The following is a 23,905-nucleotide window of genomic DNA, read 5'->3' as shown; positions in this document are numbered from 1 at the left end:
GGCTCCGTATTCACCGCATCCGTGAACAGCTGCATGGATGCGGTGAATGTGTCTTTTGCGTACGTAAAACCATCCATGCCGCCTGAACAAAAAAATTGGCCATAAAAAAAGCCGTCTGCCTTTTACCCCTTAGGCAGACAGCTTATTCTCTTAGGGTCGTTTTACTGCGGATCCTCAAATGTGCCGTTATTGAGGACGTAAACATCGCCGTCCCGCCCGTCGGGCCAGTAACTAATGATAAGATACTGGGGAACATCGGGATGCTGCGGATCATTTGAAGCCTCGTAAAAAATAGAATATTCAAGTTCTTCCCCTAGCGTTTCATTCATTTTCCCGGTAAGGTATTGCTCAGCCGCTGTTGAATGCTGCGCGTTGGCTGGAATAATGATCTGCCCTTGCAGTTCGTACTCTTTCGCCGCAGCAAGCGCCGTCGCGTTTTGGAACGTCCTTTCGATCAATTTCAGGTCGGAGTGCGCCACTTCCGTACTGGCGGACTTCAGATATCCGGCAATGTTCGGAATCAAAATTGCCGCAAGAATTGCCAAAATTGCGATTACAATAATCAATTCAATCAGTGTGAACCCTTTTTCTTTGTCTGTCTCATCAGGTATTATTCCTTTTTAGCTTTTATGGCTTCTGCGCACAGCAGAGCCCCCCACACATAGTCCATCCCCGTCAAAGCCATAATTATTTCTTAACCTAAAAGCAGTATAGCACCGTTAAATCCCCTTTTAAATAGCCGTCGGTTCACTTGCCCCAGGGCGCCGCCCTCGCTGACGCTTCCAGCGTCATTCACCCTACTCTTCGTCCGGCAAGTCCGCATTATGGTAAACGTTCTGCACGTCGTCGTTGTCCTCGAGCATATCGAGCATCTTTTCAAATTGCTTTCGCTGCTCTTCCGAAAGAGAGGTCATGGTCTGCGGAACCATATCGATCTCCGCAGACAGGAATTCGTATCCCTGCCCTTCCAGCGCCTCACGCACCGCCGAGAAATCTTCAGGCGCCGTTGTGATTTCGTATGCGCCGTCCTCAGCGGAAAAATCTTCCGCTCCCGCCTCGAGCGCCGCTTCCATCACGGTATCCTCATCGCCCGCTTCCGTATCGATGACGATCACGCCCTTTTTATCAAACATAAAAGATACGCTTCCATTGGTGCCAAGCGAGCCGCCGAACTTATCGAATGCATGCCGCACCTCGCCAACCGTCCTGTTTTTATTATCCGTCATTGTCTCAACAATTACCGCGGCCCCGCCAATGCCATAGCCTTCGTAGGTCAATTCTTCATAATTGATGTTACCGAGCTCTCCCGACGCTTTTTTAATCGACCGTGTAATATTGTCGTTCGGCATATTGTTTGCCTTTGCCTTCGCGATAACGTCACGCAGGCGCGAATTGCTCGCAGGATCCGGCCCGCCCAGCTTAACCGCTACCGCCAGCTCTCTTCCTATTTTCGTAAAAACCTTGCCGCGCGCGGCGTCGGCCTTGCCTTTCTTGTTTTTAATCGTTGACCATTTGGAATGTCCGGACATAAAATTCACCTCAAATATAATCTTATAGGGGAAATTTCCCTTTTTAATACCCTAATGATAGTACCATAACTTCAGTTTCTTGTAAATGTCGCACCACGGCCAACTATGAATAATTTATGAAAATCATTTATTTAACCCCGGTTTTATGCTAAAATGTTTCCATGTATAGGCATGGCCTTTGCATTTTTCCCATGCTATGGAGGTAACAAATCTTATGGCTCCTAAAAAAGAGTTTCAGGATAAAGTAAAAAAATTGGGCGGCAAAGCCAAAGACACGATGAAATCCATCGGAAAAAAGTTCGGTGAACTTGGCTCGAAGGTAAAGGGCTTCTTTGCGCTTGACAAGGAGGAGGACCAGGCTAAAGCGCCGGAAGCGCCAAAAGAGCCGCGGAAAAAGCCTGCTCCTCGTACCATGCCCGTTCGTGCCGCGTCAAAATCGGAAACAAAACAATCCGCCGATAGGGAAAAAACTCAGTCGATTGATATTCTTTCCGTTCCTGACGGTAAAAAGGTTAAAAAGAGCAAACCCCTGCCGCCAAAACAGCAGATGAAAAAACCGGCGCGGCCCGCTAAAAATCCGGCGGAAGCTCCCACCGAGGAAACCGTCGTTTTTACGGATGATATGACGCGGCAATTTTCTCCCGGCATGGTAAAAAAGGCCTCGCCTCCGCAGGGTAAAAAAACGGTCCCTAAAAAGGAATTGACCCAGCCGGTCCCGGTTACGGGGAAGCGTTCGATTTTCAAGCCGCGCGAGAAAAAGCCGAATTTTGCTTTGGGCGTAATTCTTACCACGATCAAAATGTCTTTTGTCGCCATCATTATAGCCGTCGCCATCGTGCTGGGTTCCGTCATGGGCGTCGCGAACGCATATCTCGGGACAACGCCCGAGCTTGACGTTTCTAAAATAGAAAATCAGAGTCAGAACACAAAAATATACGATTCAGAGGGCGTCGAACTGGCAACCTATACCGGCCTTGAGAACCGGGAATGGGCTAATTTGGAAGAAATCCCGTCAGACCTGCAGAATGCGGTGATCGCCGTGGAGGACATTCGTTTCTACGACCATAACGGCGTCGATTTCCGCCGCCTTTTGGGCGCGTTCGTCTCGAACCTTTCCTCCAGTAAAACGGAAGGCGGCAGTACGATCACGCAGCAGCTGGTCAAGAACGAATTGCTGACCAATGAGCGCTCCTATAAACGCAAGCTCCAGGAGGCGTATCTCGCGATGGAGCTTGAAAAAACATACAGCAAAGACGAAATCCTTGAGGCGTACCTGAACGCGATTCCCCTTGGCGGGACGGTATACGGCGTTAAGGCCGCCGCAAAAGATTATTTTGGCAAAGAACTTTCCGAGCTTAATCTGCGCGAAATGATCTGTATTGCCGCCATTACGCAGAACCCCACGAAGTACAGTCCCCGGCGCGCGACATATACTAGGCCGGAAAACCTGCCCGGACTTGTGAACCGTATGAACATCATTGCCGAGCGGATGTATTGGAACGGAAAGCTGACAAAAGAACAATATGAAGATGTCGTGACCCCCGCCGAGAAATACCTTGCGCCTTCGTGCCTCGAGCAGAACGAAGACGGTACGTGGAAGCTGAAGGAAGATACGGACATGGTCCTTAGGGACGGTTACCTCGATACGTGGAAAGCGGAAATGAATATCCTTGAGGAGTCCCCCGCCAATTCCCTCTATCCTTATCCCCATTTTATTGAATATATGATCTATGACGTCCAAAACTTTATGATGGATAAGGAAGGGCTGGAGCATACGACGGCCAACCGCCAGAGGGTAGATAAAGCGCTGCGTTCGGGCGGGTATAAAATTTACGCGACGATCGATACGGATATGCAGCAAACGGTTCAGGATACACTTGCAAATTGGGACGATTATCCTAATATGGATCCTATTATCAAAACCGATGCGGACGGAAACTCTTATGAAGTAATCCAACCGCAGGCTACCGCTGTTGTGGTGGAGAACGCAACCGGGAATCTGAAGGCGATCATCGGTTCCCGTACGACACCAGACAAAATGAAAACCTTCAACCGCGCCTATGACGGGAATAAGCAGGTGGGATCGTCCGCAAAGCCTATTGCCGTATATGGCCCGGCATTCGAGCTTGGATATGGCCTCACTTCTTATGTGCCCTACATCAAGCAGGACATCAACGGATGGCTGGGAGACGATGGGCTGCCGACCTATCCGAAATGGCAGGGCGAATTGTCCGAAGGCCCTATTACAATCGAGGATGCGATCGTTCATTCGCTCAATATCGCTGCGGCGCAGACAATCATGAATTATGTTACCGTTCCAACATCCGTGGAGTACCTGTATAAGCTAGGTGTGTCCGAGGCCAGCCTCGAAGGGACGGCTACAGGCTCCGGCCTGGCGATGGGCGGCTCCAACATCACGCCTATCGAGATGGCGGGCGCATACGCGACTATTGCACGCGGCGGCGAGTATAAACAGCCCGTTTCTTTTACCAAGGTCCTCGATGCAAACGGCAATGTCGTGATTGATACGGAAAACGACCGCGAAATCCACGAAGCGTTTAAGCCGTCTACCTGCTACATGCTGACCGAGGCGCTTGAAGAAGCTGTGAAATCCGGTACAGGCTACGAAGCCCGCCTTGATAATATGACCACGGCAGGCAAGACGGGAACAAATGCGGATAATATGGGCGTATATTTTGCAGGCTATACGCCGTATTATACCTCTACTCTTTGGATTGGGAACGACGAAAACCTGAAAGGTATGGGCGGATCTTCTGTACATACAAGTGCGCCTTTGTGGAAGGCCTATATGCAGCAGATACATGAGAATTTGAGCGATCAGGCGATCATGCCGGGAGACGCATCGGATTATAACCTCATTTCCACTACAGTGTGCAAATACTCCAATAAAAAGCCGTCAAGCGGCGCTTGTGAGCCCGTCACCGCCCTGATGCCGGCCGACAGCCCGCTCCTTGACCAGGAATGCGATGTATGCCGTTATTCAACGAGTGAAGAGATCAAAATGTGCGGCGAATCACATATGCGTTTTGTCGAGGGCAAATGCCCGGAAGAATTGGCATATAATTATACAGTCAGCTACCGTACCTTTGCGGAAGGCTCTCCCTACTATGGGTGGCGTTCCGGCGGCGGGATTTCTGTAACAACCAATGAAGACGGGTCTATCGCAGAGGATCCGACGCAGGACTGCACGATAGACCATCAGGCTCTGCTTCCAACCGTATCACCGGCTCCTGCGGTGCCTACGCCTTCTGTCCCGGCAGTCCCGGATCCGGACCCGGTGGAACCTTCGCCCACGGTCGTGCCCGAAGGCGAATAACTGCACACAAAAAGGTCCGCATTTACAGAATGCGGACCTTTTTATTTTATTTATTCAAAAAAAGAACCGCCGAAGCGGTTCTGGTTTTGTTCCTTTTCAGCGCGCGGCCTGCGCACCAAGTTCAAGCGCCTGTTCATTCATCGGGATCAGATGCGCTTTCTTTTTGCCCATAATCTTCTCAAGGCATTCGATGATGGTCTTGTTTTCCACAACATGAGCGCATTCGTTATACGCCCCCAGCATCACCATATTGGCCGCCTTGATGCTCCCCGCCTGCTCCGCAAGCGAGTTAGCCGGAACCTTGATTACCTTGATATCGGTACGCGTAGGCTCGATTTCAATCAGGTCGGAATCCAGCAGAAGCAAACCGCCCGGTTTCAGGTCCTTTTCATATTTCTCAAGCGACGGCCTGTTCATCACGATCAGGCAATCCGCCTCGACCACAACGGGCGAGCCAACCTCTTCATCTGATACCACAACATTACAGTTCGCCGTACCGCCGCGCATCTCCGGCCCGTAGGACGGAAGCCACGATACGTTCTTGCCTTCGTTCATCCCCGCATATGCGATGATCTGTCCGGCGAGCAATACGCCTTGTCCGCCGAAGCCTGCCAAAATAATCTGTTCTGTCATGATTATCTGCCCTCCTTTGTTACGCCCAGAGGATATTGCGGAATCATGTTATCATTAAGCCATTTCAGCGCTTCCACCGGACTCAGCCCCCAGTTTGTCGGGCAGGTGGAGAGAATTTCCACAATGGAAAAGCCTTTCCCTTCCATCTGGTATTGAAATGCTTTCTTGATCGCTTTTTTCGTTTTTACAATGTTGGGCACATTATGTACGGAAGTCCGTTCGATGTAATACGCCCCGTCGAGCGTTGCCAGCATCTCCGCCATCTTTACCGGCATTCCCTGCGTTTCCGCATTCCTGCCGTAAGGCGAAGTCGTCGTGACCTGGCCGACAAGGGTCGTAGGCGCCATCTGGCCGCCCGTCATGCCGTAGATCGCGTTGTTGACAAAGATCGTCGTAATCTTTTCTCCGCGCGCGGCGGCATGCACGATCTCTGCCGTACCGATTGACGCAAGGTCTCCGTCTCCCTGATAGGTAAAGACGAGATCGTCCGGACAGGCCCGCTTGATGCCCGTCGCTACAGCCGGCGCACGTCCGTGCGCAGCCTCCATCATATCGCAGTTGAAATAATTATACGCAAATACCGCACAGCCGACCGGCGCAACGCCCACCGCTTTATCCTGCATTCCCAGTTCCTCGATGCACTCAGCAACCAGCCGGTGGATAATGCCGTGCGTACATCCCGGACAATAATGGAAGGGCACGTCTGTCAGCATTTTCGTCTTTTCAAACACCTTGGCCATATTATTTGCCCTCCTTCAATTTTTTCAGTGCGTCCACGACAGCCCCCGGAGCCGGAACAAAGCCGCCCGTCGTGCCATAGAATTCCACCGGAACCTTTCCGTTCACCGCAAGCTTCACGTCTTCGATCATCTGCCCCGTGTTCATCTCGACACACAGAATCCCCTTGACGCGGTCTGCGGCCTTCGCAAACGCTTCCGCCGGGAAGGGCCAAAGAGTGACCGGCCGGATCACGCCGACCTTGATCCCCATTTCACGGGCCTTTAAGGCCGCATTTTTCGCAATGCGCGCCGTAGTGCCGAACGCCGCGATAATATATTCCGCATCTTCCGTCATAATCTCCTGCACGCGCGTTTCGTTTTGCGTAATCTCGGCATATTTTTCCTGCAGCTGGCGGTTCACCTCTTCCATCGACTCCGCCTCGATATAAAGCGAATTGACGATGTTGCGCGGGCGCGATTTATCCTTCCAGCCGTTGGCCGCCCACGTCTTTTCCGGCAGCTTGCGTCCTTCATGTTCTTTGAACTCTACCGGCTCCATCATCTGGCCGATCATGCCGTCCCCGAGGATCATTACCGGAATCCGGTACTCATCCGCGATATCAAAGGCCTCCGCTACGAGATCGGCCGCTTCCTGTACGCCCGACGGCGCGAGCACCACCATGTGGTAATCTCCGTGGCCGCCGCCCTTTGTCGCCTGGAAATAATCTCCCTGCGAAGGGAGAATCCCACCAAGACCGGGACCGGAACGAATCATGTTCACAACCACGCAGGGAAGCTGTGCGCACGCAATATAGCTGATGCCCTCCTGCTTCAAGCTGATTCCCGGGGAAGACGACGACGTCATCGCCCGTGCTCCTGCGCCCGCGGCCCCATATACCATGTTGATTGCCGACACTTCGCTTTCCGCCTGAATGAACGTTCCACCCACCTGAGGCATACGCTTTGACATATACTCAGGAATCTGATTCTGAGGCGTAATCGGGTAGCCGAAATAATGCGTACAGCCCGCTTTGATGGCAGCTTCCGCAATCGCCTCGTTTCCTTTCATCAATACCTTTGCCATATAAATTCACCTTATCCTAAAAATAAAATAATTTCTTATTTGTCTACTTCGAGCGCACAATCCGGGCACATACGCGCGCACGATGCACAGCCGATACAGTCCTCCATATGTTCGATCCCGATCGGATGATATCCCTTCGCATTGAGGTGCGATTTATCGATCGCCAAAAGTTCCTTCGGGCACGCACCGATGCACAGGCCGCAGCCCTTGCACGTATCCTCATAAATTGTTAATTTTGCCATTGTTTCTCACCTTTTTTATGTAAATTTTTTCGTTTATGTTGCAAAAAAACGCTTAAAAACGCTTCCATTTAGAATATCACTTTTCATCTATATCGTCAACAAGCCAGTCTGGAAAAGTGTATATGGCAAGCGGTATTTCCGGGATATCCCCACCCTGCGGCCGGAATGCGGCAAGGATTTCCGGCTTGCCCGCAATGTAAGAAACCGGAACTCCTGTTTTTCGGCTCACCTTTTCGCAGATTTGCTGCCCGTGCGCAAGGTCCGCCGCCGTGGTCTCGCGGCCAAGGTTAGTGTTGTTGATAAGTCCGTCCACCTGAAGGCGGATACGTCCGCTGATCTGCTCCATCATTTCGATAATCTCCGGGACCGTCTGCTGCAGCGGCCTGCGCGCATTGACAACATAATACAGCATCGTCTCGTCCCTATGGACGCTGAATTTTGCCAAAAGCCCGCCAAGCGCGGCCGCCCCTACCGGGTCGCCGCCCGCATCGAACACCGCCGTTTCGCTCTCAAATGCGGCCATCACCTCTGCGGACAGTACCGGGACATCCACATTTGTATTGGCATACGGCGGCGCGATCAGGCGTATGCCGTGATCCGCGAGAAGCTTCTCGCTTTCCGCACTCCGAAAATACGGATTCACAACATCCATATCCACCAAAGTGGTCTTCCGGTCCTTCGCCAGCGCCAGCGCCGTATTGAGCGAAATCTCCGTCTTGCCGCTTCCGTAATTTCCCGCAAATATATTAAATCTTTTCATCGTTTTCCTCCCGTATGGCAAGGGCACCGTAACGGTGCCCCTAAACTGCTTTCAATTGAGTTGGATTTTAGCTGATCGTTACCGTAACCGTCGTGCTCGAGGAAACGGGCCGCACTCCAAGGTCCGGCTCGTTTTGAAATTTCACCGGTACATTTTGGTGTACCCCTTTTCCAAGCCCCGTAAGATCAACGAATGGTTTCAGCAGGGATGCTGAAAAATCACCGAGAGCCGCCTGCGTGCCATACACCGTTACGTCCACGGCCGAGGGCGTAATGGAGACGTCAAGATTGTCGTCTTCCAGATTCCGTGCGGCAATCCGCATCGCCGAATACGTCTGGCTGAGTTCCGGCTGCATGATCGTAAGCTGGACCTGCACCTTGGAAGGCACGGATGCAATCACGCCCTCCGGCAGCCTAACATTCGCTTCCACAATGGTATCACCCATTGCGTTGTCAAGGACAATCGGTTCCAGCGTAACCGTACCGATCGATTCAATGTCTTCAAGCTTGCCCGCAATATTAACAGCTTGTGGTTCGACGGTAACGCCTGTGATCTCATAACCTTCCGCCAGTCCCGATGTGGTGCTCCTGACTGCCTCAAGGTCGATAGGCACCTCTTTCTGCGGATAGACCGGCAGCTCCACAATCACGGAACTGCTCCCGGTAAAGTTGTTGGCAGGAATCGTTTCCCCTTTGCTGTCCACATACTCTACGGTATAACTTGCCGTTGTCGGTCCTGTCATTTCGCCGACGTCAATCTTGCAGATTGCTTTCGCAACGCTTTCTACCTTGGAACGGGCCCCCCGAATCTCGATGGTCTCGTCTTCAAGAACCGGTTCCCCGTAATAAAATCCTTCCTGTTCGCCCGTAAGCTGTACATCGACCGGAACAGACCGTGGAACGATCTCTTCCACATTGACCGTAACGGTGGACGGCTCCACATTGACCGTCGTATCATTGAGCGAAGATTTCCCCTCCACGCGAAGGGTATATTCCCCTATGCCGTCAATGGAGGACAAGTCTACCGTGACCTGGATCATATTTTCATTCAAATACTGGAGGGCGTCCGCCCGCGCCTGCGCCGTTACCGTCACCGAACTTAAAAGCTGGGCCAGAGGCTCCGACGTCGTAAGGTCTTTCTGCCGCAGCTCATCCGCCGCAGTATAGGTAACGGGAAAGTCGCGGAAAGTCTTTGTCTTGTACGGATTATCTTCCGCAATCACAAAGCTCCACAGAATAAAGGCGAAGATCAGCGCAATCAGCTTCATCTTCCAGTTCTGTACGAAAAGGCGCTTGATGACCGCAACGATTTTACTCATTTGTCATCACCCACCTTGCGCTTGAATTTAAAGGTCGCAAGCTTACCCTGCTCCTTGTTTCCCGCCTGCGGCATATACAGCTCTTCGAGTATCTCTTTTAGAGCTTTGGCGTCAATATAACGCTTCAAAACGCCGTCATAGGCAAAGGAAATGATCCCTTTTTCCTCCGAAACAACGACGATATACGCGTCCGATACCTCGGAAATCCCCAGCGACGCCCGGTGGCGCGTGCCAAGTTCCTGCGCTACCTGCTTGTTGTCCGAAAGGGGCAGGAAGCAGCCGGCCGCAATAATACGGTCGTCCCGCAGGATCATCGCGCCGTCGTGCAGCGGCGTATTCGGATAGAAAATATTTTCAATCAGTTCGCTTGAAATATCCGCATCCAGCATCGTACCCGAATCAAGCACGTCCGCCAGGCCTGTCTTCCGCTCGAAAACAAGGATCGCTCCCACCTTCTGCTTGGACATATTCAGCACTGCGCGCGAGATTTCCTCTATGATGTGTTCTGCGTTTTGCACTTCAATCTGTGATTTTGTGGCAAAGCTGAATATTTTCCCGCGGCCGAGCGCCTCGAGCGCGCGGCGGATCTCCGGCTGGAAAAGGATAACGATAACGATCGCCCCGGCCGGAATCACCGCATTCATCAGCCACGTTGCCGTCTGCAAGCCCATCGCCACAAAAATACGCGCCAGGATCAGGATCACGCCAAGACCGATCAAAACGCGGATCGCCCGTGTTTTGGCCAGTATCTTAATCAGCCAATACAAAATCAGCGCAACGACAAGAATATCGATTACGTCCATCCAGCTAAACGCCATCAGGCTATTTTTGAGCGGCTCCCAAAAATCTGTCAAAATATTTTTCTCCCAGTTGCTATTGTTTCACGCACAGAAGCATCGTAAGGTCGTCCTCAGGCTTGCTGTGCAGTTCTTCCCGCACTTCGCTGATAAACTGGCGGCTGCTGAATTCTTTTTTCCCCAGCAGCTCGAACAGTCTGTCCTTAACCTTGGGATCGCTGTGAATATTATCCACTCCGTCCGTATAGATCAGCATACGCATGCCTTTTTTGAATTCAAAAAATCCGTCCTGGAATTCCTCCTCGCCAAACCAGTCGCAGAGCGGATGGGACGGCATATACAGCTCTTCAAAATTGCCTTCGTGATAAATCACGGGCATTACGGAAAAGCCCGCATTGGAATAAGCCGCGCGGTTGGTCTTCAAATCGATCACCGTAATAAAGGCCGTAATATAGATCGAATCGGAAAGATTCAGGTCGAGATATTCCTTTTCCGCATAGCTGAGTATTTCCGAGGGAAGAAAATTGCCCGTCAGGCAGGCCGCGCGCACTACGCGCGAGAAAAAGACAGCGAGCATCGCCGGCATCACGCCGTGCCCCGAAACATCCGCCACATACATAACGAGTTTATCATCATAGACCGTACAGTCATAAATATCGCCGCCGACCGCTTCGCACGGGAAGAAGCCCGCCGTAAGCTCGTAATCGCCGCCAACCTTGGGCAGCGCGCCCTTTACCAGGGCTTCCTGCAGTTTCCGCGCCAGCTGCAGGTCTTTCTGCATTTTCGCATTCTGCATCAGCAGATTTTGCTTGATGTTGTAGTCAAGGGTAATGTCGCGGAAAACTTCAACGGCGGCGATCGTCTTTTCGCCTTCGTCTTTCAGGGGAGATACGGTCACCGAATACACACGTCCGGAAAGCTTGCGCGTCAGGCGCTGCGTCTCGCCCGACAGCATTACCTCGTGCGACAGGCAGCGCTCACACCTCGTTTCCTGATGGAACGGCGTATAGCATTCCATTCCCTCCTCGTATCCGAAACGCTCATCAAAAGCGCTGTTCGTCATCAGGACCCGTCCGTCCCTGCCAATGACCCGAACCATGTCGCTCATCGCATTGATGATGGATGCTATATATTCTGTGCTGTACGTTACACGGTTCAAAAATCAATCTCCTTCGATTTCATCCAGAAATTCCTGCAGCCGGGTAATCGAAGCGCCGATCTCCCCGCAGGTCTTGTTTTGTTTCAGGAGCGCCACGTCCGTCAGGGGCTTTCCAAGCGCGATCCTCTCGGAGCTCATTTGATTCAGCGTTTCGCGCTCCCTTGCAAACTCACGCATTTTTTTATCCAGTTCATTCAGCGCTCCGCGTTTCTTCTCCTCACTGTTCACCTTCATCGTTTAATCCTTACTCATCCGCGAGCATCGCAGACAATACCCCCGCCCTGTCGAAAACACGAATTGCTTTTTTCTGCGTGCAATACACCGTTATTTTATCCCCGGCAATGCCGCGCACATAGACACGCCGCTGGCTGATTCCTTTTTTACCTTGATAAACGACGATCACGGGCCTGTCCTCGCGCTTGGCAAAGGCCAGCGTCCGATCGATAATATCCATTATTTCCGCCCTTTACGGTCTGTTTTCAGATACCCATGTTTATTATAATAGTAACATATTAAGCATACTTTGTTAACAAATTTTCCGTAAATTTTTTATGTCCATACTTTATCGAACCATACGGTCATGCTATAATGGGTGCAAGGTATTTATGATGGATATGACGTTATGGATGAATTATCAAGCAATCGGCACAGTCGCTTTCTTTGCAGGCGTCGTGCTTCTGCTGATTGAGCTACTGCGGCGCGGCCTTTCAAAGCTGAGCGCTTTTTCATATGCCTGTTTTATCCTGAGCAGTATTTTTTTGTCGAGCAGCGTTCTGATGTGCGTGATCGCAATTGCCGGGCTGTCCGTTCTGTTTGGCATCCTGCTCAGATTCTACCGCCGGGAACGCCGGCGCATGCGTGATAACGAAGATGGAGGCGAGTCATGAAAATATGTCCTCTGTGCCATACAAAATTTGAAGATTCCGCTGAATATTGCCCAAAGTGCAAGGCGCAGCTGGAAGATTTTGAAGAAGCGGAAAAGGAAGAACAAAAAGCGGTCCCGAAATCGTTTTGGATCGCCCTTCTCGGTACGTTTGCTTTTATCGGCGGAATGATCCTGCTCTATAAATTGGTTTACGGCGCTTTCATGTAATAAGCGGCTGTTGATAAAAATTTTAATATATTCGGGAGAGAGGAAATGTCAAAAGTAAGAAACTTGGCTTCAACCATAAAACATCTTAAAGGAGAAAGTTTTAAGCGCGCGGCTGTCATGATCCGCGACTATGGGTGGGGCGAATTTTTCCATAAGCTGGGAACCAGAATCAAATACGGACCCGGCACGGCAGTTGTCAACAACAACATGTACGGCGGCGAGCTCGCAGGGGAATCATTCGTAAAAAATCCCTCGGAGCATAAAGGATACCAGGCGGAAGAGCGGGTATCTTTTACGTTCACCCCGTCCGTTCCCAATATTGGGCGAATTGAATTATTGACGCAAAACAGGGCCGGCGGAGGCGCTTTGGAAATAACTGTCTCAAAGGGAGACGCCGTTCTTCTTCACGCCGAAGTGGGCGGCGTGGCACACGACGACTATACGGCGATTGATTTTCTGCCGATCTGCGGCGTAATGGGTGCCGCGCTTACCGTTTCATTGACCTGTAAAAACGGCTGCGGCGTCTATGTGAACAGAAACAAACGGCGGCATGGTTTTTCCGTAGACGGCGGCGGAAGCGTGGGCTGCAGGATATACACTGTCCATAACGCCGAATATCTTCATTGGATCGCGAATAATACGCCGACGGAAAAAGAACTTAATTATCAGCGTGCACGCGTTTTCAATTATATGCCAAAGATCAGCATTGTTGTTCCGCTCTATAATACTCCGGAAAAATTCCTGCGTCAGATGATCGAATCCGTACAGGCGCAGACCTATTCCAATTGGGAATTGTGTCTTGCCGACGGCAGCACTTCATCGAAGAATTTGGGAGAGATCGCCCATTCCTATGAAGATGCGCGGATACTCTACCGAAAGCTCGAGGAAAACAAGGGAATCTCCGGGAACTCCAACGAAGCGATCCGTATGGCTACGGGAGATTACGTTGCCTTGCTCGATCACGACGATCTGCTGATGCCCCATGCCCTGTATTCCTACGTCGAGCTTGTAAACATAGACCGTGATTATGAGTTCATGTATTCGGATGAGGACAAAATCACTGAAGACGGAAAATACCGTTTTAATCCTTTCTTCAAGCCAGATTTTGCTCCCGATACTTTGCATACGTTCAATTATATCACGCATTTCTCAGTCTTCAAAAAAACGCTCCTGGATAAGATCGGCGGATTTGAAGACCGTTTCAACGGCGCGCAGGATTTCGATATTATTTTGCGCGCTACGGAAAAAGCAAAAAAAATCGGGCATATTTCCGATATTTTGTATCATTGGCGGATATCGGAAGGCTCTACCGCGCTTGCGTCTTCCGCAAAGAGCTATACCGTAGAGGCTGGCCGGTCGGCTGTCGAAGCGGCATACCAGCGTTTGGGGATCAAAAACGCGCATGTCAGCAGCTGTCAGTATCCGAATTATTATATTACGCGGTACGATCTTCCCGACCCCAAACCCCTGATTTCTATCATCATTCCAAATAAGGATGAGAAAAGAACACTCGAAAATTGCATTACATCGATTACGGAAAAGTCGACCTATCCGAATTACGAAATCATTATTGCAGAGAATAACAGCACGGAAAAGGAGATTTTTGATTATTATGCGCAGCTTGAGCAGGATTCCCGTATCCGTATCGTACGCTGGGATCATCCGTTTAATTATTCGGCGCTCAATAACTATGCTGCATCCCAGGCAAAAGGGGACCTCCTGCTGTTTTTAAACAACGATATTTCCGTAATCAGCCCGGATTGGCTTGAACAGATGGCAATGCACGCCATGCGCCCGGAGATTGGCCAGGTCGGCGCAAAGCTTTACTATCCGGACAATACGATCCAGCACAGTGGTATCGTCCTGAAAATTGGCCCGGTTGCCAATCATCCGCACAAATTTCTAAGCCGGTTCGATATCGGCTATTTCGGCCTGCTTGTCGCCCCGCACAACGTTTCTTCCGTAACGGCCGCCTGCGCTATGATGCGCGCTTCCGTTTTCCGTGAAGTCGGCGGCTTCGACGAAACCTTTACTGTGGCCTATAACGACGTTGACCTGTCTTTAAAGGTGCGTGAAAAGGGTTATTATATCCTGTGGACGCCGTTTGCAGAGCTTTACCATGACGAATCAAAGACCCGGGGGCTGGAGACCACCCCGGAAAAAATGGAGCGCCTGGACCACGAAACAGCGCTTTGGCTCTCCAAGTGGGATAAAAAATATCCATATGATCCCTATTACAATATCAACCTGACCAATGAGAAGCTGGATTATTCCGTAAGCCCGAACAAAATCCTTAAGGACAGGACATAATCCGTGGTTTTATTCCGGCCTTTCATTGCATGAACATACGTTCAGTGATAAAATAGTAGCATTATGAATTACGAAACTTGCACTGTCCTGCTGTTCGGACATAACGAAAACTTGGAACAGGAACTGAGGCGGTCCGGTATGATTGTGGATGTTTTTGCAGATTCCGGGCTGTGCGGAAGCTTGAAAGACGCTTCTGCAAATTCAAAGGCAGAATTTTTCCTTACCCTGCGGGCGGACGGCGGCTTTATGCCGGCGGACGTCCTGAAGGTCGCGGACGCGCTTCTTGCGGACCCGTCGAAGGTTTATCTGGGCGAACGTACGCTGCCCGAAAAAAAGTCCCTTCCGCAAAACGTCTATGGCTTTCTTTCAGGGCTCGAGGCAAAGGATATCACGACTTCGCTATATGGCATGTCCCGTGAATTCCTCGAGACGATATCGTGCATAAAGGCAAAGGACGGGGCTTTTTTCCAAAACATCCCCCTCGTTGCGCGCGCTAAAAATATTTTGGTGGAAAGCGTTCTTGTCGAATCCTCCACAAACGAAACGCCCGGCTGGAATATTCTCCTTTCCACCGGAAAGCTCTATCAAGTGTTTATCAAATTCAGTATTGCCGCATTCATTGCCTACCTGGTGGATATCGGCACGTTCTATGTGTTCCAGAAGCTGTTTTCCGGTATGGACGACGAATTCAAGATCTTGACCGCCACCGTGCTGTCCCGTATCCTGTGTTCGATTGCAACCTATCTTTTGAACCGTGGAGCCGTCTTTAACTCTAACGCAAAATCCACGGGCGCGGTGGTGCGCTTTGTAATTCTTGCGGTCGGCCAGCTGGTCGCTTCCTGGCTGCTCGTGTGGGGGATAGGTTCACTTTTGGGCGGCGGCGACGCAGTCAATACGATGCTCAAGGTTGTGGTAGACCTTGTGATCTTCCTTGCAAGCTTCACGATCCAGCGGGACTGGGTGTTCAAGGAAAGCAAAGGATTATTAAAATAATCCGCCGAAGCGGTGTAATTAGATGTTTCGCATATTCCGAGACTGTTTAATTATAAATCAGAATATTAACGAGGAGTGGATCAAATGAATATTAAACACATTACCGAAGCTCAGTTCGATGCAGAAGTTCTGCAGCAAAAAGGGATTGTACTGGTTGATTTTTATGCTGATTGGTGCGGGCCGTGCCAGATGCTCGGGCCGATTCTCGAAGAAGTCGCGGATGCCCTTGGCGACCGTATTAAAATCGTGAAGGTCAATGTAGACGAGGCGCAGGGCCTTGCGCAGCAGTATGGCGTAATATCTATCCCCACCGTGTACCTGTTCGACGGCGGCGCCAAGATGTCCAAATTTGTGGGCGTAAAATCAAAGGAAGAAATCATCGATTTTATCGAAAACGCCTAATGTATAATCCGGCACAGCAAAACGTCAATAAAAAAACACTCCCCAAAAGGGGAGTGTTTTTTTGATTCATGCTTTCTTATACGGGGCAAACGTTGACCGCACGGATCTTGCTCGAGTCGCGCGTATCCTGCTCTGTGTCATACGTTACTTTCTGGCCTTCGGAAAGTGTCTTATATCCATCAGTCTGGATCGCCGAGAAGTGTACGAATACATCATCGCCGCCATTGTCATCCGAGATAAAGCCAAATCCTTTTTCTGCATTGAACCATTTTACCGTACCGCTGTTCATCAACCAGTACCTCCTAATAATAATAACCCACGTACGGGCGCCGCCGAACACCCAAGCTTATTGCCCCGGCATAACATGCTGTAACCCGGCCATGAAACAAAAAACACATATTTCGCAAAGCATCTACCGTAATAAATGACTTGCAAAATATGTGAAATCATTAATACTACATCCGAACTGCTAAGTTGAATATAGCATGAAATATATTAATTTGTCAAGCATTCGATGCCCTTTATGAAAATTTTTAAATCGGCGGGAAACGATCAAAGCAGCTTCCGCCGCCGGATTTTTTCCCGGCTTCGGAAGCTGCTTCATTATTTCCCCTTACGGGGCAAGAGGTGCCAAACGGCGCTTTATTTTGCTTCGACTTTATGAGTCACTTTCGTAGAGCCGTCAAGCTTCTTTTTGGCCGCAGTTTTTTCTGTTTTTTTGCTGCCGTCCGCATATTTTGTCGTTTTCTTTTCTACGTCCTTATGCGGTGTTGATTTTGTTTTTTTCGTTGTTTCCATCAATTTAATCCTCCATTTTTTATTGTAAACGCCGGCGCATTGCCCGCGTATACGTCCTTGTTTTTCTGCCGGACGGCTTACTCGTGATATACCTGTTCGGATTTCACTTTGTCTGTATTCCGGTCCGGTGCGGCGTTATATTGCCGGCTGACGTCTTCCTGGGCGCTGCTCGCCGGTTCTTCGCTGCGGGACATCTTTACTTCAGTCTTACCGCCATCCCCGTTTCCCTGCGCTTTTGCTTCCTTAGGACTGGAATGATCGTCTTCCCTTCCCTGCGCCAGATCCTTGCTATCCTGTCCGCTTTCATCGGAGCCGTCGTTTTGCTGGGCTTCGATCTGCTCGATCTGCTTTTCATTTTCATCGATCTTCTTGCCGATCTCACGCATCTCGTCCGTATATTCCTCTTTTTCGCGGACCATCTTGCCAAGCTTGATATAGTTCTCGTCATTCTCCTTTTCAAGAGCCGCAACCTGTGCGTTCACCTTCGCGTTGTTCACCATTTCTTTGGATTTGCTGGCGATCGTCTCTCCAAATGAAATCAATCCGTCCTTTGCCTGGCTCAATACGCTGCCGATCACTTCCCCAGCGCTTTTATCCGTCTTATGCTCTGTCTGCATCTGTGCCATTATTCATTCCTCCTTTTTACATGCGGGTGTCGCCGCTAACATTTTGCCTGACGTCCCTGGCCGCTTCCGTTTCGCGCGTTTTCTGCTCGATGCGCGCATCGTTTTTCATTTCAACTGCATCTTTCTGGGCCAGCTTCATTTCAACGTCGCGTTTGCTTTCGAGCTTCGTCAGTTTCTTCTGTGCTTTGAGCTCTTCCACTTTGATTTTGGAATCAAGCTTATCCAGCTTTTCTTCCGCCTTCTTCTGTTCCCTTGCCACGTCTTCCTGCAAGCGGTTGATCTTTTCTTCGTTGTACATATTGGAGCCTCCATTCCTGTTCGTTTTATTTCCGGGATATCTCTCCCGCCGGTTGTGTTTCCATTTGTAACCGCGCTCTTCCGCCATAAACGGATACGCGCCTATTTTTAATTTTTCCGTCTTCGGTACAATTACGGATTTTCCGCTTTGCAAAAAGATTTTTAGGCAGTCATCTCTGTAATATTAAAATTTAGAGACTCCGGTCCGGCGCTCCGCCATTTCCAGTCTCGCATTCAAAAAAGATTAAAGATTTCATGAAATGGTTTACGTCAAACGCGGAGCGGTTAATCATAGGGTGCGAATCATTAAATGAAAATGGAGGACTTTAAAATGAAACAAAACAATATCCTGAATCTGATTATGGGCATTATTCTTTTTATTATTGGTATTGCCCTGCTTGCAAACCCCGTTGGCGGGATGGAGGTCATTATCCTCATCCTCGGCATTATCATGATTGCTTACGGTGTAATTACGATTATCTCAAATTACAGTAAGCGCACTGAGAATGCCGGTGTGTTCGGCGCTTACACCATCCCCGTAATCGTGGCGATCCTTGGTATCCTGCTGATCGTCTTTCGCGGACCGACAGCGGGAATCGTGCTGCCGCTGATTATCGGCATCTGGATGATCGTAAACGGCGTAATCAGCCTTACAACTGCTCCGAACAGCAGCTTAGCGTCGAAGATTTTATCAATTATTACCATAATCCTGGGCGTTATCGTGCTGATCTGTATGGCGGCGGGCGCCAATTTCCTCGGGACGCTGCTCGGTATTTTCCTGATCGTTTTCGGAATCATTACCATCGTCCAGTGGTTCTCCGGCAAAAAGTAAGCGCCTCTAACGGAATACAACAAAAGGCCGCTCTTTCTGAGCGGCCTTTTTACATGGTTTTTATCATTACGCCCCTTACCCGCTGTAAAAAGATGCACGGCGCTATCCCTGCAAAACGCCGTGCATCCAAAGGAAGTAAGAGGACTGGTTTATTGCAACTCCCGCGCGATCTGCCGCTGGATATATTTCTGGCGTACAAACAGCCCGAAGAACACCACGCAAATCAAAATGATCCCCTGGATCAATTCCGACATCTCCGCGCTCACGCGGCTTACGGTCAGGCCGTTCTGCAGGAACGCCAGCATCAGCGCGCCTACGACCACCTTGTAGAATTTGCTGCCCGCGCCGCCAGTAACGGGAACGCCGCCCACAAACATCGCGATCATGACCTGAAGTTCAAGGAAGTTGCCCATCGTCGGGGAAATCCCACCGATGCTGCCTACCGTAAATATCCCGATCATTCCGGCCATCGCTCCTGAAAGCGCAAAGCCCAAAATCTGGTATTTTGCAACCGATATCCCGGCAAACTTGCCTACCGTCTGGTTTTCGCCCATGCAGCGCGAAAAATATCCAATTTTTGTATATTCAAACAAGTACCACATAAGGGCGATCACCCCAAGGAAAATCGGCAGCTTAATCTCCATGCGGTTCAGCATCAGTATCTGCTGGTCCACAAAGAACACCTGCCCGTTGGTGATAAACGCCACCAGCGCACGCAGCGCAATTAACATCGCCAGCGTCACCATCAGGGAAGATACCTTGCATTTGCTGACAATTACACCGTTTAGAATCCCTACGCCAATGCCCACCGCAAGTGAAATTACAATAAATGCCCAGAAGCCCAGCGACATGCTCGCGATCCCGGCGATCGTCCCGCATAGCGCGACCAGCGAGCCCATGGAAAGATCCGTACTGCCCTGAGCCGCTACAAACACCATTCCGCTGCCGCCCAGGCAAAGAGGAATCATAATGCTGATTACCGTAAGCAGATTGGTCGCCGACCACATATTGCCCTGATTGATGATGGTAAATATGACAATGATAACGATCAGGCCGACAAAGGGGAACAACCGCTGAAAAAACGTCCAAAAATCTTTTTTCATCACAGCATCACCTCGATTATTTTTTCTTCCGTGAAGACTTCGCTCCTCTTCATAACCGCGGCGAGCCGGCTGGCCTTCATCACCATCAGGGTATCCGCCATACCGATCAGCTCCGGCAGCTCGTCCGATACGACGATCATGGCGACTCCCTGCTTTTTGGCTTCCATCATAGAACGATAAATATAAGATTTGACTCCTACATCCACACCGCGCGTCGGGCAGTCCAAAATCAACACTTCCTTATCCTGGATCATCCACCGGCCAAGATTGACCTTCTGCCTGTTGCCGCCGGAAAGGCCGCTGATTACCTGTGTAATGCCTTTTGTCTTCACGTCAAATTTTTTGACGACCCGGTTGCTGACCTCCCGCCGCCGTCTGGGGCTCAGGAAGCCCAGCCTGCCCTGTGTCATATCTACAGCTGCAAGGCATACGTTGTCCTCGATCGAATCGCTGACCATCAACGCCTGCTTATCCCGGTCCTTGGGAACATACCCCATCTTTTCCAGCATCGCCTGGCGCGGGGATTTAATTATGGTATTCGTTTTCGTAATCCTGACCGTTCCCGACCATGCCGGGCGAACCGCAAACAATGTTTCCGCAAGCTCGTGGATACCCGCACCCGAAAGCCCGCAGAATCCGAGTATCTCGCCCTTGTGCAGGTCAAATCCGACTCCTTCAAACGCGTCATTCGTAAGACCTTCGACGCTCATGACGACTTCGTCTTCATAGCTTTCCACCTGGTCGCTGCGGTAATAGTCTCCTTCAAGGTCGCGTCCTACCATCATCCGCTTCACGTCGTCCGGCGAAATGTCGTCGCACTGGCATGTCTCCACAATTTTTCCGTCCCGCATAATCGTGATGCTGTCCGTTGCCTCGATCATTTCTTCCACGTCGTGCGTGACCATTAAAACCGTTTTCCCATCGTTCCTAAATTTTTTGATGACCTCGAACAGGATATCCCGGTAATTTAGGGAAAGCGCCTGTGTGATCTCATCCAGGATCAGCAGGTCCGGATCGATGGAAAGGGCACGAATGAGTTCCACGATCTTTTTTTCTTCCACGGAAAGGGACCCCGTCAGCGACTGTACCGGGAACACTGGAAAATTCCATTGTTCAAACTGTTCCGCCGCCGCCTGATAGAGCGCCTTCATATCCAGTACGCCGCCCTTTTCAAAACGTTTTGTCCTGCCGAGGAAAATATTTACACCGACCGGAAGCCCGTCGACAAGTCCCAGCTCTTGGACGACCGTACCGATTTTATGATCGCCCGCATCGATCGGGTTCTGGGGAAGGTAGGCGGCGCCGTTCATCGTCATTTCCCCGCTGTCCCTCGGGGCGAGCCCCGCGATCATGGAAATCAGCGTCGACTTTCCCGAACCGTTCTCTCCGATCAGCCCGCGCACTTCGCCCGCCGCAAGCGTAATGGAAACGTCGTCGTTCGCATGGGTGGCGCCGAAATATTTTTTCATATGTTCCGCACGGAAAATAACCTTTTCAGTTCCGCTCATTGCACTACCCCCTTATATTTCCTTTGCGATAAGATGCCGCAGATAATTACGGCGGCGCCCATGAACACCTGCTGCAACGTACCGGACGGCACTCCGAGAAGTGTCAAAACATTGAAAATCGACGTCAGCAGGAAGGCGCAGATAATCGCTCCCACCGTAATATTGAAGATACGGTCAAACGCCTTGGCCAGCAGAAAAGCCGCCAGCGGCGTAAAGATAACCGAAATACTCGCCAGCCCCGTCGTCGGCGCAACGCGCCCCGCAAAGCTCATATTCACCGCGCTGGCAAGCCCGAGGAACATCGCGCCCACAACGCTTGCCGCCAATACCGTTTTGCTGACATTTATCCCCATCATCTTGGCCACGGAGCTGTTGCTGCCCACCGCGCGCAGTCCAAAGCCCAGATTCGTTCTGTTGTAGATCAGGAACGCAACGACCACGCATATCATAATCACGATCACGTTCACCGGCGGAGCGCCCAGCTCCCGGTAAAGGTCTCCAATCGAGACCGATTGCGTCCCCTCAGCGATCATCGATGCATTGTACAGCGCCCCGATCGCTTCATATACCATCGTCATCCCCAGCCCGAAGATCCAGGCCGGTATCTTAGTGACCAGAATCAATTTTACGTTGAGCAATTCCAGCCCGATCGCCGTCGCGACCGCGCCTATGATAAGTCCAAAATAACCGAGTCCCAGTTGGACGGCCAGAATGCCGCCTACATTGCTTGCCAATATCATCATTGCCCCGGTGGAAAGGTCCATGATTCCCGATGTAAAAATAAAGATAAAGCCCAGCACCACCAAGGCCGGCACAATTGAGCTGGTCAGGATCGCCAGCATATTAGACGCGGTCAGGAACCTCCATTCCGTGATTGCGCTCAAGATGATATAAATCACGACAATCGCGGCAACCGCGAGTAGCGTCGTTTTCCGTTGCGCACTTGCCGCCTTTGCCTGTAGCTCGGAATTTATCCGGCCGCTGCCTGTATTTCCCATAGCAACCTCCCTCCTACGGCTCCTTTCGCAGAAAGAGAACCAAATACCGATACAAGGCGCGCCCTCGCCTCGCGGGAGGGCGTGCCGTATCTTTGCCTGTTTGTCAGCCTGCCAGGGCCGCGTCCAGTTCTTCCTGCGTCAGCAGTCCTGCGTCTACCTTTGCCTGCAGCCTGCTTTCCACGGTATAGCCTGAAATTGCATCGTTGAATGTATCGTATGTTACGCCGGGGCCAACCATTGCCTGCATCTCTTCATCGGAGAACGGCTGCGAATTGATCCAGAACTGATTGTAAAGGTCGACAAGGCTGCTCGGGAGTACCGCCGCGCTTACCTTAAACAGGGGCGCTTTTCCTTCGGGATCCTTGATCGGATTTCCCTGCAGATAGTTTATCAGCAGCTCTGCCGCAAAGTCTCCGCCAACCCAGTGCGCACCGTTTGCCGCGCTTACCACGCCGCTTTCAAGGCCTTCCAGCACAGCGGGGTCAAGATCGGTCGCAAACATTTTCGCGCTTACCTCGGGATGCTTTTCCAAAGCTTGGATCGTTGCCGAGGCCACGTCGCCGTTGGTTCCATATACGCAATCAACGTCCGGGTGCGCCGTCAGCAAGTCGTTCGCGCGGGTCAGGGCTTTGTCCACCGTGGGTTCGCCCCAGCCGACATCCAGAACTTCTCCGCCTGCCGCTTCAAACGCCTCCGTAAAGCCTTCCACACGCTTGATGTGCGTCGGGTCTGTATTGAGGGCAGTTACGACGATTGCCTTTTTGCAGCCCTGCGCCGCCGCATATTCGCCGATGGTCTTGCCGGTAACAGAATCGTCTGTTACGGCGCCGCCCACATACATCGGGCTTTCCTGAAGCTGTGCCGCCACGTCGTCCGCCGGGATGTGGTCGACGATCGCAAACGGTACGTTCGCCGCTTCGCACTTTTCAGCGATCACCGGGAACAAAGTGTCGGACATGCCGAGAAAGATCAGTCCGTCCACGCCCGCGGAAATCATGTTGTCCACATTCGTTACGGATTTTTCCACCTGCGTTTCATCGTTGGTTACCATCAATTCGATATCCAGCGCGTCGCAGGTCGCCTGGATCGTGTTTTCCAGAATATCGACCGAATAGTTCCCTTTCAGGATGTTGTTGTGGCCGATCAGCAGTTGTCCGCCGCTTCCCGCCGCTTCTTCACTTGCCTCGCCGGATGGCTCCGGGCTCCCCGCTGCCGCGCTTTCCGCCGGCGCGGAGCTTTCCGCCGTTCCCTCCGTCGCTGCCGGCGTTCCTGCACATGCCGTCAGAAAGCATGCGCATACGATCACCAGCGCCAATACTACCATGAGTGCTTTTTTCATTGTTCTTCCTCCTAATATTTTTCGTTTT

27 protein-coding genes are annotated in these 23,905 nt (G+C 51.0%); 7 read left to right on the top strand and 20 right to left on the bottom strand.

Annotated elements, in window-relative coordinates; translation table 11 throughout:
* Positions 1-161 precede the first annotated feature (161 nt).
* Positions 162-566 carry a hypothetical protein gene (locus B1H56_RS14800; RefSeq protein WP_066520211.1) on the bottom strand — a complete coding sequence of 135 codons (405 nt, stop codon included), beginning with the start codon at positions 564-566 and terminating at the stop codon, positions 162-164.
* Positions 567-797: 231 nt separating this feature from the next.
* A complete protein-coding gene (locus B1H56_RS01360) occupies positions 798-1,529 on the bottom strand; it encodes a YebC/PmpR family DNA-binding transcriptional regulator (protein ID WP_066520207.1) in 732 nt (243 codons plus the stop codon).
* Positions 1,530-1,743: 214 nt separating this feature from the next.
* On the opposite strand from B1H56_RS01360, the gene B1H56_RS01355 reads away from it, so the two are divergent.
* Positions 1,744-4,866: a transglycosylase domain-containing protein gene (locus B1H56_RS01355; RefSeq protein ID WP_066520205.1), complete on the top strand. Its 3,123-nt coding sequence runs from the start codon at positions 1,744-1,746 to the stop codon at positions 4,864-4,866.
* Positions 4,867-4,962: 96 nt separating this feature from the next.
* On the opposite strand, the gene B1H56_RS01350 is transcribed toward B1H56_RS01355, so the two are convergent.
* The 10 genes from B1H56_RS01350 to B1H56_RS01305 form a co-directional block, all read right to left on the bottom strand.
* Positions 4,963-5,499 carry a 2-oxoacid:ferredoxin oxidoreductase subunit gamma family protein gene (locus B1H56_RS01350; protein ID WP_066520203.1) on the bottom strand — a complete coding sequence of 179 codons (537 nt, stop codon included), beginning with the start codon at positions 5,497-5,499 and terminating at the stop codon, positions 4,963-4,965.
* Between the two features lie 2 nt (positions 5,500-5,501).
* On the bottom strand, positions 5,502-6,239 hold the full coding sequence (locus B1H56_RS01345) for a thiamine pyrophosphate-dependent enzyme (RefSeq protein WP_066520200.1): 738 nt from the start codon (positions 6,237-6,239) through the stop codon (positions 5,502-5,504).
* A 1-nt stretch (position 6,240) separates the two neighbouring features.
* On the bottom strand, positions 6,241-7,302 hold the full coding sequence (locus tag B1H56_RS01340; protein WP_066520197.1) for a 3-methyl-2-oxobutanoate dehydrogenase subunit VorB: 1,062 nt from the start codon (positions 7,300-7,302) through the stop codon (positions 6,241-6,243).
* Positions 7,303-7,337: 35 nt separating this feature from the next.
* Complete coding sequence (locus tag B1H56_RS01335; RefSeq protein WP_066520194.1) at positions 7,338-7,544, bottom strand: 4Fe-4S dicluster domain-containing protein; 207 nt, start codon at positions 7,542-7,544, stop codon at positions 7,338-7,340.
* A 76-nt stretch (positions 7,545-7,620) separates the two neighbouring features.
* Positions 7,621-8,304, bottom strand: coding sequence for a hypothetical protein (locus B1H56_RS01330; protein WP_066520188.1), 684 nt, complete (start codon positions 8,302-8,304; stop codon positions 7,621-7,623).
* Positions 8,305-8,371: 67 nt separating this feature from the next.
* Positions 8,372-9,622 carry a CdaR family protein gene (locus tag B1H56_RS01325; protein ID WP_066520186.1) on the bottom strand — a complete coding sequence of 417 codons (1,251 nt, stop codon included), beginning with the start codon at positions 9,620-9,622 and terminating at the stop codon, positions 8,372-8,374.
* Positions 9,619-10,476: a diadenylate cyclase CdaA gene (gene cdaA / locus B1H56_RS01320; protein WP_066739720.1), complete on the bottom strand. Its 858-nt coding sequence runs from the start codon at positions 10,474-10,476 to the stop codon at positions 9,619-9,621. Before cdaA ends, B1H56_RS01325 begins: the two co-directional genes overlap by 4 nt.
* A gap of 19 nt (positions 10,477-10,495) precedes the next feature.
* Positions 10,496-11,578, bottom strand: coding sequence for a SpoIIE family protein phosphatase (locus B1H56_RS01315; RefSeq protein ID WP_066520184.1), 1,083 nt, complete (start codon positions 11,576-11,578; stop codon positions 10,496-10,498).
* A 3-nt stretch (positions 11,579-11,581) separates the two neighbouring features.
* A complete protein-coding gene (locus B1H56_RS01310) occupies positions 11,582-11,812 on the bottom strand; it encodes a hypothetical protein (protein ID WP_066520180.1) in 231 nt (76 codons plus the stop codon).
* Between the two features lie 10 nt (positions 11,813-11,822).
* The gene (locus tag B1H56_RS01305) at positions 11,823-12,032 is read right to left on the bottom strand and encodes a hypothetical protein (protein WP_066520179.1); all 210 of its coding nucleotides are present in this window, start codon (positions 12,030-12,032) and stop codon (positions 11,823-11,825) included.
* A gap of 151 nt (positions 12,033-12,183) precedes the next feature.
* Between B1H56_RS01305 and B1H56_RS01300 the strand changes: the two genes are divergently transcribed.
* The 5 genes from B1H56_RS01300 (at position 12,184) to trxA (ending at position 16,376) form a co-directional block, all read left to right on the top strand.
* Positions 12,184-12,465 (top strand): hypothetical protein, encoded by a 282-nt coding sequence (locus B1H56_RS01300; RefSeq protein WP_066520173.1) that lies wholly within the window; start codon positions 12,184-12,186, stop codon positions 12,463-12,465.
* Positions 12,462-12,671, top strand: coding sequence for a hypothetical protein (locus B1H56_RS01295; protein ID WP_066520172.1), 210 nt, complete (start codon positions 12,462-12,464; stop codon positions 12,669-12,671). Before B1H56_RS01300 ends, B1H56_RS01295 begins: the two co-directional genes overlap by 4 nt.
* Positions 12,672-12,716: 45 nt before the next feature.
* Complete coding sequence (locus B1H56_RS01290) at positions 12,717-14,981, top strand: glycosyltransferase family 2 protein (RefSeq protein WP_066651244.1); 2,265 nt, start codon at positions 12,717-12,719, stop codon at positions 14,979-14,981.
* A gap of 63 nt (positions 14,982-15,044) precedes the next feature.
* Positions 15,045-15,974 (top strand): GtrA family protein, encoded by a 930-nt coding sequence (locus B1H56_RS01285; protein ID WP_082771050.1) that lies wholly within the window; start codon positions 15,045-15,047, stop codon positions 15,972-15,974.
* Between the two features lie 84 nt (positions 15,975-16,058).
* Complete coding sequence (trxA, locus tag B1H56_RS01280) at positions 16,059-16,376, top strand: thioredoxin (protein WP_066520167.1); 318 nt, start codon at positions 16,059-16,061, stop codon at positions 16,374-16,376.
* Positions 16,377-16,452: 76 nt separating this feature from the next.
* Here trxA and B1H56_RS01275 read toward each other — a convergent pair whose 3' ends face one another.
* The 4 genes from B1H56_RS01275 to B1H56_RS14460 all read right to left on the bottom strand — a co-directional run bounded on the left by B1H56_RS01275 (position 16,453) and on the right by B1H56_RS14460 (position 18,098).
* Positions 16,453-16,665: a cold-shock protein gene (locus B1H56_RS01275; protein ID WP_066520166.1), complete on the bottom strand. Its 213-nt coding sequence runs from the start codon at positions 16,663-16,665 to the stop codon at positions 16,453-16,455.
* Positions 16,666-17,018: 353 nt separating this feature from the next.
* The gene (locus tag B1H56_RS14465) at positions 17,019-17,174 is read right to left on the bottom strand and encodes a hypothetical protein (RefSeq protein WP_156468696.1); all 156 of its coding nucleotides are present in this window, start codon (positions 17,172-17,174) and stop codon (positions 17,019-17,021) included.
* 77 nt (positions 17,175-17,251) lie between these two features.
* Complete coding sequence (locus B1H56_RS01270) at positions 17,252-17,800, bottom strand: hypothetical protein (RefSeq protein ID WP_066520163.1); 549 nt, start codon at positions 17,798-17,800, stop codon at positions 17,252-17,254.
* Between the two features lie 16 nt (positions 17,801-17,816).
* Positions 17,817-18,098, bottom strand: a complete 282-nt coding sequence (locus tag B1H56_RS14460) for a hypothetical protein (protein ID WP_147554693.1) — start codon at positions 18,096-18,098, stop codon at positions 17,817-17,819.
* A gap of 330 nt (positions 18,099-18,428) precedes the next feature.
* Here B1H56_RS14460 and B1H56_RS01260 point away from each other — a divergent pair, with 330 nt between their 5' ends.
* Entirely contained in the window at positions 18,429-18,929 is a 501-nt protein-coding gene (locus B1H56_RS01260; protein WP_066520154.1) for an HdeD family acid-resistance protein, read from the top strand.
* Between the two features lie 149 nt (positions 18,930-19,078).
* Here B1H56_RS01260 and B1H56_RS01255 read toward each other — a convergent pair whose 3' ends face one another.
* From B1H56_RS01255 to B1H56_RS01240, 4 genes are all read right to left on the bottom strand, one after another.
* Positions 19,079-20,032 (bottom strand): ABC transporter permease, encoded by a 954-nt coding sequence (locus B1H56_RS01255; RefSeq protein ID WP_066520151.1) that lies wholly within the window; start codon positions 20,030-20,032, stop codon positions 19,079-19,081.
* The gene (locus B1H56_RS01250) at positions 20,032-21,540 is read right to left on the bottom strand and encodes a sugar ABC transporter ATP-binding protein (protein WP_066520148.1); all 1,509 of its coding nucleotides are present in this window, start codon (positions 21,538-21,540) and stop codon (positions 20,032-20,034) included. Before B1H56_RS01250 ends, B1H56_RS01255 begins: the two co-directional genes overlap by 1 nt.
* A complete protein-coding gene (locus B1H56_RS01245; RefSeq protein ID WP_066520145.1) occupies positions 21,537-22,538 on the bottom strand; it encodes an ABC transporter permease in 1,002 nt (333 codons plus the stop codon). Before B1H56_RS01245 ends, B1H56_RS01250 begins: the two co-directional genes overlap by 4 nt.
* Before the next feature lie 103 nt (positions 22,539-22,641).
* A complete protein-coding gene (locus tag B1H56_RS01240; RefSeq protein ID WP_066520143.1) occupies positions 22,642-23,877 on the bottom strand; it encodes a sugar ABC transporter substrate-binding protein in 1,236 nt (411 codons plus the stop codon).
* Positions 23,878-23,905: the final 28 nt, after the last annotated feature.

It is taken from the genome of Christensenella minuta (assembly GCF_003628755.1).
Classification (GTDB): domain Bacteria; phylum Bacillota; class Clostridia; order Christensenellales; family Christensenellaceae; genus Christensenella; species Christensenella minuta.
Note: the sequence above shows the minus strand (reverse complement) of the source record. Positions and strands in the feature narration are given on the sequence as shown.

What these genes read in the sequence shown, in the direction of transcription:
- B1H56_RS01360 (WP_066520207.1), bottom strand. Translation starts at nt 1,529, where the DNA reads ATGTCCGGACATTCCAAATGGTCAACGATTAAAAACAAGAAAGGCAAG.
- B1H56_RS01355 (WP_066520205.1), top strand. Translation starts at nt 1,744, where the DNA reads ATGGCTCCTAAAAAAGAGTTTCAGGATAAAGTAAAAAAATTGGGCGGC.
- B1H56_RS01350 (WP_066520203.1), bottom strand. Translation starts at nt 5,499, where the DNA reads ATGACAGAACAGATTATTTTGGCAGGCTTCGGCGGACAAGGCGTATTG.
- B1H56_RS01345 (WP_066520200.1), bottom strand. Translation starts at nt 6,239, where the DNA reads ATGGCCAAGGTGTTTGAAAAGACGAAAATGCTGACAGACGTGCCCTTC.
- B1H56_RS01340 (WP_066520197.1), bottom strand. Translation starts at nt 7,302, where the DNA reads ATGGCAAAGGTATTGATGAAAGGAAACGAGGCGATTGCGGAAGCTGCC.
- B1H56_RS01335 (WP_066520194.1), bottom strand. Translation starts at nt 7,544, where the DNA reads ATGGCAAAATTAACAATTTATGAGGATACGTGCAAGGGCTGCGGCCTG.
- B1H56_RS01330 (WP_066520188.1), bottom strand. Translation starts at nt 8,304, where the DNA reads ATGAAAAGATTTAATATATTTGCGGGAAATTACGGAAGCGGCAAGACG.
- B1H56_RS01325 (WP_066520186.1), bottom strand. Translation starts at nt 9,622, where the DNA reads ATGAGTAAAATCGTTGCGGTCATCAAGCGCCTTTTCGTACAGAACTGG.
- B1H56_RS01310 (WP_066520180.1), bottom strand. Translation starts at nt 11,812, where the DNA reads ATGAAGGTGAACAGTGAGGAGAAGAAACGCGGAGCGCTGAATGAACTG.
- B1H56_RS01305 (WP_066520179.1), bottom strand. Translation starts at nt 12,032, where the DNA reads ATGGATATTATCGATCGGACGCTGGCCTTTGCCAAGCGCGAGGACAGG.
- B1H56_RS01300 (WP_066520173.1), top strand. Translation starts at nt 12,184, where the DNA reads ATGATGGATATGACGTTATGGATGAATTATCAAGCAATCGGCACAGTC.
- B1H56_RS01295 (WP_066520172.1), top strand. Translation starts at nt 12,462, where the DNA reads ATGAAAATATGTCCTCTGTGCCATACAAAATTTGAAGATTCCGCTGAA.
- B1H56_RS01290 (WP_066651244.1), top strand. Translation starts at nt 12,717, where the DNA reads ATGTCAAAAGTAAGAAACTTGGCTTCAACCATAAAACATCTTAAAGGA.
- B1H56_RS01285 (WP_082771050.1), top strand. Translation starts at nt 15,045, where the DNA reads ATGAATTACGAAACTTGCACTGTCCTGCTGTTCGGACATAACGAAAAC.
- trxA (WP_066520167.1), top strand. Translation starts at nt 16,059, where the DNA reads ATGAATATTAAACACATTACCGAAGCTCAGTTCGATGCAGAAGTTCTG.
- B1H56_RS01275 (WP_066520166.1), bottom strand. Translation starts at nt 16,665, where the DNA reads ATGAACAGCGGTACGGTAAAATGGTTCAATGCAGAAAAAGGATTTGGC.
- B1H56_RS14465 (WP_156468696.1), bottom strand. Translation starts at nt 17,174, where the DNA reads ATGGAAACAACGAAAAAAACAAAATCAACACCGCATAAGGACGTAGAA.
- B1H56_RS01270 (WP_066520163.1), bottom strand. Translation starts at nt 17,800, where the DNA reads ATGGCACAGATGCAGACAGAGCATAAGACGGATAAAAGCGCTGGGGAA.
- B1H56_RS14460 (WP_147554693.1), bottom strand. Translation starts at nt 18,098, where the DNA reads ATGTACAACGAAGAAAAGATCAACCGCTTGCAGGAAGACGTGGCAAGG.
- B1H56_RS01260 (WP_066520154.1), top strand. Translation starts at nt 18,429, where the DNA reads ATGAAACAAAACAATATCCTGAATCTGATTATGGGCATTATTCTTTTT.
- B1H56_RS01255 (WP_066520151.1), bottom strand. Translation starts at nt 20,032, where the DNA reads ATGAAAAAAGATTTTTGGACGTTTTTTCAGCGGTTGTTCCCCTTTGTC.
- B1H56_RS01250 (WP_066520148.1), bottom strand. Translation starts at nt 21,540, where the DNA reads ATGAGCGGAACTGAAAAGGTTATTTTCCGTGCGGAACATATGAAAAAA.
- B1H56_RS01245 (WP_066520145.1), bottom strand. Translation starts at nt 22,538, where the DNA reads ATGGGAAATACAGGCAGCGGCCGGATAAATTCCGAGCTACAGGCAAAG.
- B1H56_RS01240 (WP_066520143.1), bottom strand. Translation starts at nt 23,877, where the DNA reads ATGAAAAAAGCACTCATGGTAGTATTGGCGCTGGTGATCGTATGCGCA.